10 protein-coding genes and 1 pseudogene are annotated in these 10423 nt (G+C 67.7%); 8 read left to right on the top strand and 3 right to left on the bottom strand.

What is annotated here, in order from left to right:
* Positions 1-59: 59 nt before the first annotated feature.
* The 5 genes and pseudogenes from RTU05_RS14915 to RTU05_RS14895 form a co-directional block, all read left to right on the top strand.
* Positions 60-1151: pseudogene (locus RTU05_RS14915) on the top strand (PepSY-associated TM helix domain-containing protein); the annotation flags it as partial.
* Positions 1148-1330 (top strand): hypothetical protein, encoded by a 183-nt coding sequence (locus RTU05_RS14910; RefSeq protein WP_312599137.1) that lies wholly within the window; start codon positions 1148-1150, stop codon positions 1328-1330. The pseudogene RTU05_RS14915 and the gene RTU05_RS14910, both read left to right, overlap by 4 nt.
* Positions 1331-1483: 153 nt before the next feature.
* Positions 1484-3367 carry a rhamnogalacturonan lyase gene (locus tag RTU05_RS14905; RefSeq protein WP_312599136.1) on the top strand — a complete coding sequence of 628 codons (1884 nt, stop codon included), beginning with the start codon at positions 1484-1486 and terminating at the stop codon, positions 3365-3367.
* Complete coding sequence (locus RTU05_RS14900) at positions 3364-4074, top strand: DUF6250 domain-containing protein (RefSeq protein ID WP_312599135.1); 711 nt, start codon at positions 3364-3366, stop codon at positions 4072-4074. The genes RTU05_RS14905 and RTU05_RS14900 overlap by 4 nt, the downstream gene beginning before the upstream one ends.
* A gap of 19 nt (positions 4075-4093) precedes the next feature.
* The gene (locus tag RTU05_RS14895) at positions 4094-5290 is read left to right on the top strand and encodes an SGNH/GDSL hydrolase family protein (protein ID WP_312599134.1); all 1197 of its coding nucleotides are present in this window, start codon (positions 4094-4096) and stop codon (positions 5288-5290) included.
* A gap of 25 nt (positions 5291-5315) precedes the next feature.
* On the opposite strand, the gene lldD is transcribed toward RTU05_RS14895, so the two are convergent.
* Genes lldD through RTU05_RS14880 form a run of 3 tightly spaced genes read right to left on the bottom strand, consistent with a single transcriptional unit; the run spans position 5316 to position 8033 of the window.
* Positions 5316-6449 (bottom strand): FMN-dependent L-lactate dehydrogenase LldD, encoded by a 1134-nt coding sequence (lldD, locus tag RTU05_RS14890; protein WP_312599133.1) that lies wholly within the window; start codon positions 6447-6449, stop codon positions 5316-5318.
* Positions 6450-6458: 9 nt separating this feature from the next.
* Entirely contained in the window at positions 6459-7220 is a 762-nt protein-coding gene (locus RTU05_RS14885) for an SDR family NAD(P)-dependent oxidoreductase (protein ID WP_312599132.1), read from the bottom strand.
* A gap of 24 nt (positions 7221-7244) precedes the next feature.
* Positions 7245-8033 carry an IclR family transcriptional regulator gene (locus tag RTU05_RS14880; protein WP_312599131.1) on the bottom strand — a complete coding sequence of 263 codons (789 nt, stop codon included), beginning with the start codon at positions 8031-8033 and terminating at the stop codon, positions 7245-7247.
* Positions 8034-8191: 158 nt separating this feature from the next.
* On the opposite strand from RTU05_RS14880, the gene rhmD reads away from it, so the two are divergent.
* From rhmD to RTU05_RS14865, 3 genes are all read left to right on the top strand, one after another.
* The gene (gene rhmD, locus RTU05_RS14875) at positions 8192-9385 is read left to right on the top strand and encodes an L-rhamnonate dehydratase (protein WP_312599130.1); all 1194 of its coding nucleotides are present in this window, start codon (positions 8192-8194) and stop codon (positions 9383-9385) included.
* 21 nt (positions 9386-9406) lie between these two features.
* Positions 9407-10255 carry a fumarylacetoacetate hydrolase family protein gene (locus tag RTU05_RS14870; protein WP_312599129.1) on the top strand — a complete coding sequence of 283 codons (849 nt, stop codon included), beginning with the start codon at positions 9407-9409 and terminating at the stop codon, positions 10253-10255.
* Positions 10252-10423: SDR family NAD(P)-dependent oxidoreductase (locus RTU05_RS14865; protein WP_312599138.1), on the top strand; the 172-nt coding region annotated here is incomplete at its 3' end. The genes RTU05_RS14870 and RTU05_RS14865, both read left to right, overlap by 4 nt.

The following is a 10423-nucleotide window of genomic DNA, read 5'->3' as shown; positions in this document are numbered from 1 at the left end:
CTGCACCTCGCCGCAACCATCTTATGGATGCGATAAGTGTCCACAGAACCTAGAGGCGACCGATGAAAGCCCGAACCATCCGCGCCTGGTCCTGGGTCCACAAATGGTCGAGCCTGGTCTCGACGGTGTTCCTGTTGATGCTGTGCGTCACCGGCCTGCCGCTGGTGTTCACCCACGAGCTGGACGAGGTGCTGCTGCACGAACCCTGGCAGCCCAAGAACCCGGACGGGCCTCTCCTGAACCTGGACCAGGTGTTGAGCGCGGCCCTGGCCCTGCATCCGGGCGAGGTTCCCGCCTTCATGAGCTTCGACGAGGATCGGCCCGTGGTGAACGTCACCAGCCGCCCGCCCGACGCGCCCGCCGGCCAATACAGTTTCGAACCCATCGACCAAACCAGCGGCGAGGTCGCCCCTCTGGTCGCCGGCCATCCGGTGATGGAGTTCCTGCTGCAGTTGCACACCGACATGTTCCTGGGCCTGCCGGGAATGCTGTTCCTGGGGGCCATGGGGCTGATGCTGGTCGCGGCCCTGGTGTCGGGGGTCGTGCTTTATGCGCCCTTCATGCGCCGCCTGCCGTTCGGCACGGTGCGGGCGTCCAAGGCGGCGCGGACCCGCTGGCTGGACTATCACAACCTCTTGGGCGTGGTGACCCTGGCCTGGGTGCTGGTGGTGGGGGCGACCGGGGTGGTCAACACCCTGGCCACGCCGATCATCGCCTTGTGGAAGGACACGGCGCTGAAGGAGCTGACCGTCGCCTATGACGCCCCCGCGCCGGCCGGCCGGCGCGCCTCGCTGGATGCGGCGGTCAAGCGCGCCCAGGCCGCCCTGCCCGGCATGACGCTGCAGTTCGTGGCCTTTCCGGGATCGACCTATTCGACCGACCATCACTATGCCGTCTTCTTCCACGGCGACACGCCGCTGACCAAGCACATGACCACGCCCGCCCTGATCGATGCGCGCACGGGCGAACTGGCGGCGGTCGCCTCCATGCCCTGGTATGTGAAGACCCTGTCCCTGTCCCAGCCGCTGCACTTCGGCGACTATGGCGGGCTGGGATTGAAGATCGTCTGGACGCTGCTGGACATCGCCACCATCGTCATCCTGATTTCCGGCCTCTATCTGTGGCTGGCCAAGCGCAGGAAGCCGGCATGAGCCGCAAGGACCTCAGCCTGGGCGCCATCTTCGGCATACCCGCCGTCCTGTTCGTCCTGACCCTGGTGGGCCTGATTGGCGCCCTGTTGGAAGACGGCCTGTGGGACCACTTCGGCGCCGCCCTGCTGACCGCCTGGCTGACCGTCCTGGCCTTGGCGCTGATCCGACGGCGTCGATAGACAAGGCCGATCAAGGGCGCGACGCCCGACTTCGGAAAAACGGACTTTCACACAACGGCCTTCAAACCCTATAGTGACACAACGTCCCAATAAGTGGACATTCTATGGGAAGATTTCGTGGTCCAATCCGTGACGTGGACGACAACTGTCGCCTTGGCGGCCGTCCTTTCGCTTGCGCCACAGGCGGCGAAGGCGGAGCCGCAAGCCATCCGCCTGGAGGCCCTGGATCGATCCGTCGTCGCCACGCCAATGGCGGACGGCGGCGTGTTCGTTCAATGGCGACTGAGCGCCTCCGACCCTGCCCAGGCGCGCTTCGAGGTGTTCAGGGACGGCGTACGCCTTGGGCGGAAGACATCGACCGATCCGACCGGATGGCGCGATCCGTCCGGCGATCTCGGCGCCCGCTATTCCGTGCGTCTGACGGGCGAAACCCAGGACGCCGCCGCGCTGAACCTGCCCGAGGGCTATCTGACCATCCCGCTGGATCGCCCCGCCGGCGGCGTGACGCCGGACGGCGTGGCCTATGAATACGAGGCCAACGACGGGACGGTCGGCGATCTGGATGGCGACGGGCGCTATGAGATCATCCTGAAATGGCAGCCGACAAACGCCAAGGACAACGCCTTCGCCGGCTTCACCGGCCCGACCCTGATCGACGCCTATACTTTGGACGGACGGCGGCTGTGGCGCATCGACCTGGGTCGCAACATTCGTTCGGGCGCCCACTACACCCAGATGGTCGTGCAGGACTTCGACGGCGACGGCCGGGCCGAGGTGGTGCTGAAGACCGCGGACGGCACGATCGACGGCGCCGGTCGGATGATCGGCGACGCCGAAGCCGACTGGCGCGAAGACGGCGGCGAAATCCCCAGCCATGACCGCACGGGCGCCGAGCGCAAGCCGGATGGAAGCCTGGCGGCCGGTCTGGTCGGCCGCATCCTGTCGGGGCCGGAGTTCATCACCGTCTTCGACGGCCGCACCGGCGCGGCCCTGGCCAGCGCGCCCTATGTGCCGTCGCGCGGTCGAACGGGCGATGACGCGACCTCTGAAGAGATGGCGGCCATCTGGGGCGACGGCTACGGCAATCGGTCCGAGCGGTATCTGGGCGGCGCGGCCTATCTGGACGGGCGTCTGCCCAGCATCGTCATGGCGCGCGGCTATTACGGACGCACCGTGGTCGCCGCATGGGACTGGCGCGACGGGCGGCTGAGCCGGCGCTGGGTCTTCGACAGCGACACGGCGCCCGAAGGCTACGCCGGCCAGGGCAATCACCAGTTCAGCGTCGCCGACGTGGATGGCGACGGGCGTCAGGAGATCCTCTACGGCGCCATGGCGCTGGACGACGACGGAACGCCGCTGTGGACCACGCGGCTGGGCCACGGCGACGCCATGCACGTCGGCGATCTGGACCCGACGCGGCCGGGGCTGGAGAAGTTCGGGGTGCACGAAAACGTCGTCGGCAACGGCGGCGTCGGTTCGGCCATGGTCGACGCCCGCACCGGCGAAGTCCTGTGGCGCACGCCCGGACAGCAGGATGTCGGGCGCGGCGTCGCCATCGACATCGATCCTCGCTATCCGGGCGCCGAGGTCTGGGCGTCGAACAGCAACGACCTGTATTCGGCGGACGGCCGGGTCATCTCGCACACCCGCCCGCAGCAGATGAATTTCGGCGTCTGGTGGGACGGCGACGCCTTGCGCGAACTGCTGGACGGCACACGCATCTTCAAATGGGACTGGGAGAACCAGCGGTCCGTCCCCCTGCTGAGCGCCGAGGGCGCAGCCTCCAACAACGGCACCAAGGCCAATCCGGTTCTGGTCGCCGACATCCTGGGCGACTGGCGCGAAGAGGTGATCTGGCGCACGGCCGACAGCTCGGCGCTGCGCATCTATGTGACCCCGCACCCGACCGCCTTGCGTCATGTCACCCTGATGCACGACGCCCAATATCGCTCGCAGGTCTCCGGCCAGAACTCGGCCTATAACCAGCCGTCGCACCCCAGCTTCGCCTTCGACGCGCCGCAGGGTCACGGCCAATGAGCCTGAGCCGACGTCTCGCCCTGCTGGGCGCCGCCGGTCTGGCGGCGGGATGCGCCGCCTCACCCCGAACGAGGCTCAGAACCGGGGCCCGCCAGCTCTACGCCGACGACTTCCGGCACGGACTGGATCAGTGGCTGATCGAGCTGGAGCAGGGACGCGGTACGGTCAGCGCGGCGGACGGGGTCATGACCTTCGACGTGCCGCTGGGCGCCAGCGCCTGGTTCAGACCGGAACTGACGTCGCCGGTCGAGATCCGCTTCACCGCAACGGCAGTGTCGGCGGGCGGCGCCCATGATCGCGTCAGCGACCTGAACTGCTTCTGGATGGCCGATGATCCCCGCAGTCCCAGCGACCTGATCGCTCGCCAGCGCTCGGGCGCCTTCGCCGATTATGACGTGATGCGGACCTATTATGTCGGGCTGGGCGGCAACTCGAACACCTCGTCCCGTTTCCGTCGCTATGTCGGCAATGGAGAACGGCCGCTGCTGCCCCAGCACGACCTGTCGGCGCCGGACGATCTGATCGTCGCCAATCGCCCCTACCGCATCCGCCTGATCGCCGATGGGCGCCGTATCGAATACTGGCGCGACGACCGGCGCATGTTCGCCCTGGACGACCCCGCCCCCTATCGCCGCGGCTGGTTCGCCCTGAGGACCACCTGGAATCACATGACCGTCCGGGACTTCTCCGTCTGGACCGTCGCCTGATCGCCCGCCTGAGGACCCCATGAAGAAGCAAGCTCTGATCCTGGCGCTGGCCCTTTCGGCCCTCGCCCCCAGCGCCCAGGCGCAGAACCATTGGGCGCGAAGCTGGAGCGCCTCGCCCCTGGCCGCCGCGCCCGACCGCCGCCCGCCGACGCTGAAGGACGTCACCGTCCGCCAGGTGGTTCGCGTCAGCGCGGGCGGCGAACGGTTCCGCCTGCGGCTGACGAACGAATACGGCCCGACAGCGGCGCGGATCGGACGGGTGCGGATCGTGCAGTTGGCCGACGACGGAGCCCCCATCCCCGGCACGGCGCGCGACCTGACGTTCGACGGCGCGGCGGGCGCCCTGCTGGCCCCGGAGGCGCCCCTGCTCAGCGATCCGGTCGATCTGGCCCTGCCCGCGCTGAGTCGTCTGTCGATCAGCCTGTATCTGCCCGATGAGGTCGCCGATCCCACCATTCACCTGCTGGGCCTGTCGTCCGCCTGGATCGCGCCTGGCGACCAGACGGCGGCCGCCGCACTGACCGACCCCACCCTGGTGACGCAGCGCCTCCTGATCTCGGGCGTCGATGTCGAGCGGGCGGAAGCGGGTCGGGTGATCGTGACCCTGGGCGATTCCATCACCGACGGCGCCAACGGCACGCGCGACGCCGACCAGCGCTGGCCCGACCTGCTGGCGCGCCGTCTGCAGGCGGCGGGCCTGACCTCGGTGGCTGTCGCCAACGCGGGCATTTCGGGCAACCGCATCCTGAAGCCCAAGCCGGGTCTGGGCGTGGCGGCCCTGGCGCGATTCGACCGCGATGTTCTGGCCGTGCCGGGCGGGACGGATGTGATCGTGCTGGAGGGCGTCAACGACTTCGGCATGGCCTGGCGCGACCATGATCCGCAGCCGCCGACCCCGGCCGATCTGATCGCGGGCTACCGCCAGATGATCGCCCGCGCCCATGCCGCCGGCCTGAAGATCAGGCTGGCGACCATCCTGCCGTTCAAGGACGCCAACTACTGGTCCGAACAGGGCGAAGCGACCCGCCAGGCCGTCAATACCTGGATACGTTCAAACACAGAGGCGGACGGCGTCATCGACTTCGACTCGGTGATGCGCGACCCCGCCCAGCCGCTGAAACTGGCCGCCGCCTATGACAGCGGCGATCACCTGCACCCCAATGATGCGGGCTTCCGCGCCATGGCCGACGCCATCGACCTGACGCCCTATCGATGAGAAGCGGCTGGCGGTCTGACGCGGGTCAGGTCGCCAGCATCTCGCGGGTCATGCCCGCGACCGACTTCGCCCCGGTCAGGGTCATGGCGACGCGCATTTCCTTTTCGAACAGGTCCAGCAGGTTTTCGACGCCCGGCTGACCGTTCGCCGCCAGCGCATAGATGAAGGCTCGGCCCAGCAGGACCGCGTCGGCGCCCAGCGAGATCGCCCGCACCACGTCCAGCCCGTTGCGCACGCCGGAATCCACCATGATCTTCAGATCGCCCTTCACCGCATCGGCTATGGCGGGCAGAGCGCGGGCAGACGACAGAACCCCGTCCAGCTGCCGTCCGCCGTGGTTCGACACCACGATGCCGTCGGCGCCGAAACTGACGGCGTCGCGGGCGTCCTGCGGATCAAGCACGCCCTTGATGATCATCGGCCCGTCCCAGAAGTCGCGGATCCATTGCAGGTCCTTCCAGGAAATCGACGGGTCGAAATTATTGGCCAGCCAGCCGATATAGTCGGCCAGCCCCGTCGGCTTGCCCAGATAGGCCGACACATTGCCCAGGTCGTGCGGCCGGCCATTCAACCCCACGTCCCAGGCCCAGGCGGGATGGGTCATGGCCTGAACCATGCGGCGGATTTCGGCGTTCGGGCCGCTCATGCCCGAATGGGCGTCGCGATAGCGGGCGCCGGGGGTGGGCATGTCGACGGTGAAGACCAGAGTCTTCACCCCCGCCGCCCTGGCCCGTTCCAGCGCATTCTTCATGAAGCCTCGGTCGCGCAGCACATAAAGCTGGAACCACATGGGTCGGTCGATGGCGGGCGCCACCTCCTCGATCGGGCAGACTGAGACAGTGGACAGGGTGAAGGGCACGCCGCGCGAGGCCGCCGCCTTGGCCGCCTGCACCTCGCCGCGCCGAGCGTACATGCCGGTCAGGCCGACGGGCGCCAGGATGATCGGCAGGCGCAGGGTTTCTTCGAACAGCTTGGTCTCAAGGCTGAGGCTGGTCATGTCCTGCAGCACGCGCTGGCGCAGGGCGATGGCCTGCCAGTCCTCGACGTTGCGGCGCAGGGTCTGCTCGGCATAGGCGCCGCCGTCGATGTAGTGGAACAGGAAGGGCGGCAGCTTGCGCCGCGCCGCCTCGCGATAGTCGCCGGGCGAGGAGATGATCACGCCGCCGTCCTACTGGAAGTTGGCGAAGGCGCCGCCGTCGACCAGCAGGGCCGCGCCGGACATATAGGACGCCATGTCGGAGGCCAGGAAGGCGACGACGGAGGCGATGTCCTCGGGCCGGCCCAGACGACCCAGCGGGATGCGGCCCTCCATGTATTGGCGCTTCTTCGGATCGGCGAGGTCGTCCTTGTTGATGTCGGTGGCGATGGTGCCGGGCAGGACCGAGTTGCAGCGGATGCCGTGACGGCCCAGGGCGACGGCGCAGGACTGCATCAGGCTGTGCACCCCCGCCTTGGTCGGGGTGTAGTGGGTCTGCATCTCGCCGCCGACCAGGGCCGAGATCGAGCTGATGGCGACGATGGCGCCGCCATCTCCCTGCTTCACCATCTGATTGGCCGCCGCCTGCACCATGTAATAGGCGCCGTGCAGATTGACCTCCATCGTCCGGCGCAGGGTCTCGACCGGCATGTCCAGGAAGGCGTGGAACGGACAGATGCCGGCGTTGGAGACGAAGACGTCCACCCGGCCCAGCGCCTGGACCGCGGCGGCGACGAAGGCTGCTGCGCTCTCGGGCTGGGCCACGTCGCCATCGACGGCGATGGCCCGGCGGCCCAGCGCCTCGATCTGGGCGACCACCTCGGCGGCGGCCGCATCGTCGTTGAAAGTGTTGAGGGCGACGTCGGCGCCCTGATGCGCGGCCTCGATCGCCGTCGCCCGCCCGATGCCCCGCGATGCGCCCGTGATCAGGACGACCTTGTTTTCAAGCAGCATGGGAGCTCCGGCGAGGGTTCGGTTTCAGGGTTTGGGCGACCAGCCCAGGTCGGCGCTGATGGCGTCGGCGGCCTCGGTCACGGTCTTGGTCAGTTCGGTCATCCGGGCGTCGGACATGTATTGCGCCGCCGAGGAGACGCTGAGGGCGGCGACGATCTGGCCGTTCACCGAGCGGATCGGCGCGGCGACGCAGCGGATCTGATCCTCGTTCTCTTCCAGGTCGAAGGCGTAGCCCTTCTGGGCATAGCCATGCATCCGCTCCAGCCAGACGGCGCGGGCCGAGGAGTCATAGGCCGCCCCCGGCTCGGCGTAGAAGTCGATCCAGTCCGCCTCGGTCTTGTCCAGGATCAGCGCCTTGCCCAGGCCGGTCGAGGCGATGGGATGACGTTCGCCCAGGCGCGAGCCGATGTTGATCCGCCTGCGCCCCGCCACCTTGTCCAGATAAAGCGCATGACGCCCGTCCAGCACGCCCAGATGAACGGTGTCGTCGGTCTGGGCCGACAGCTGCTCCAGCCACGGCCGGGCCACGCGCGGCAGATGCATCTGCTGGCTGGCCGCATGGCCAAGCTCCAGCAGTTTGGGACCCAGGGAATAGCCTTCGCGCGGGCGGAACGACAGCAGCCGCCGCTCGACCAGGGCCGAGGCCAGACGGTGGGTCGTGCTGCGCGTCAGTTCCAGCTTTTCGGACAGTTCGGCCAGGGGCAAGGAGCCGTCGATCAGGGCGTCGATGACGTCCAGACCCCGCAGCAGGGTCTGGCTGCCGGACGCCTTGGCGCCGATCTCTTCATCCCCATCGACCTGTGCGGTCTTCATTGACGGCGTTCGTCCCATTTCGTAATCCTCATTCTCAGAATGTAGCAAAACGCGCAAGTCGCTCCGTCACACGAGCCTGACTTTGACGCCATGCACGGAGGAACGCCAGTGAAATCCCGCATTATGGGAGCGAATCGCCAATCACTGGTGATGACGCGATGAGCCGCCTGCCCCGCATCAAACACGTCCGCGCCTTCGTCGTGAAGAACGACGGCGCAGGCGGCGGCGCCGACTACCACGATCAGGGCGACGGCCACTGGATCGACGACCACATCGCCACCCCGATGGCGAAATACCCCGAGTACCGCCAGAGCCGCCGCAGCTTCGGCATCAATGTGCTGGGCACCCTGGTGGTCGAGATCGAGGCCGAAAACGGCGTGGTCGGGTTCGCGGTCACGACCGGCGGCGAACCGGCCGCCTATATCGTCGAGAAACACCTGGCCCGCTTCCTGGAGGGCCGCGATCCGTCCGAGGTCGAGAAGATCTGGGACCAGATGTATTTCTCCACCCAGTATTACGGCCGCAAGGGTCTGGTAGTGAACGCCATCTCCGGCGTCGATCTGGCCCTGTGGGACCTCTTGGGCCGTCTGCGTCAGGAGCCGGTCTTCGCCATGCTGGGCGGTCCGGTCCGCGACGAACTGACCTTCTACGCCACCGGCGCGCGTCCCGACAAAGCCAAGGAACTGGGCTTCATCGGCGGCAAGATGCCCCTGCATCACGGCCCCGCCGAGGGCGAAGAGGGCCTGCACAAGAACCTGGCCGAGCTGGAGGGCATGCGCAACGTCTGCGGCGACGACTTCTGGCTGATGTTCGACTGCTGGATGGCGCTGGATCTGAACTACGCCACCCGCCTGGCCCACGAAGCCCACAAGCTGGGCCTGAAGTGGATCGAGGAGGCGCTCAGCCCCGACGACTACTGGGGCTATCAGGCGCTGAAGAAGAACGCCCCCAAGGGGATGCTGGTAACAACCGGCGAGCATGAGGCAACCCGCTGGGGCTTCCGCATGCTGCTGGAGATGGAATGCTGCGACATCATCCAGCCGGACGTGGGTTGGTGCGGCGGCGTCACCGAACTGATCAAGATCTCCGCCATGGCCGACGCCAAAGGCGTGCTGATGATCCCGCACGGCTCGTCGGTCTATTCCTACCACTTCGTGGTGACCCGCCATAACAGCCCGTTCGCCGAGTTCCTGATGATGGCCCCCGGCGCCGACGAGGTGGTGCCCATGTTCCATCCGCAGTTGATCGGCGAACCCGTCCCCGTGAACGGCCGCCTGAAGGTTCCGGATACGCCCGGTTTCGGCGTCGAGCTGAACCGCGACATCGCCCTGCATCGCCCCTACGCGCGCTAAGACGAAAGCCCTTCCCCCACCATGAAACTGCTGCGTTACGGCCCCAGGGGCCAGGAAAAGCCGGGCACGCTGGATACTGAGGGGCGCATCCGCGACCTGTCGGGCCACATCGCCGACATCACCCCGGACCAACTGCATGGCCCCGCGCTCGAGGCGCTGAAGGCTATCGACCCGACCACCCTGCCCCTGGTCGAGGGCCAGCCCCGCTACGGCGTGCCGATAAACGGCGTGCGCAAATTCCTGGCCATCGGCCTGAACTTCGCTGACCACGCCGCCGAATCCAACCTGCCGATCCCGGCCGAGCCGGTGCTGTTCACCAAGGCCATCACCTGCCTGAACGGGCCGAACGACGACGTGGTCATTCCGCGCGGTTCGGAGAAGACCGACTGGGAGGTCGAGCTGGGCATCGTCATCGGCAAGCCCGCCGCCTACGTCACCAAGGCCGAGGCTCTGGATCACGTCGCCGGCTATGTGCTGGTCAACGACGTGTCCGAGCGCGCCTATCAGACCGAGCGCGGCGGCACCTGGGACAAGGGCAAGGGCTGCGACACCTTCGGCCCCGTCGGCCCCTGGCTGGTCACGACCGACGAGGTCGGCGACGTCCAGGACCTGGACATGTGGTTGGACCTGAACGGCAAGCGGATGCAGACCGGCAACACCCGCACCATGATCTTCGGCGTCGCCGAGATCGTGTCCTATCTGTCAGAGTTCATGACGCTGGAGCCCGGCGACCTGATCACCACCGGCACCCCGCCTGGCGTGGGTCTGGGCCAGAAGCCGCCGCTCTATCTGAAAGCCGGCGACACGGTTCGCCTGGGCATCCAGAAGCTGGGCGAACAGGGCCAGACCTTCGTGGAGTGGGCCCGATGAGCGCCTATCACGGGCGTTTCGCGGGCCGCACCGCCGTCGTCACCGGCGGGGCGTCGGGCCTGGGCAAGGCCGCGGCCGCCCGCATCGTCGCCGAGGGCGGCAAGGTGGTGCTGTGGGACCTGAACGCCGAGACGCTGACGGCCGCCGCCGCCGAGGTCGGGGCCGCCA

The organism is Brevundimonas sp. (assembly GCF_032017145.1).
GTDB lineage: Bacteria > Pseudomonadota > Alphaproteobacteria > Caulobacterales > Caulobacteraceae > Brevundimonas.
Note: the sequence above shows the minus strand (reverse complement) of the source record. Positions and strands in the feature narration are given on the sequence as shown.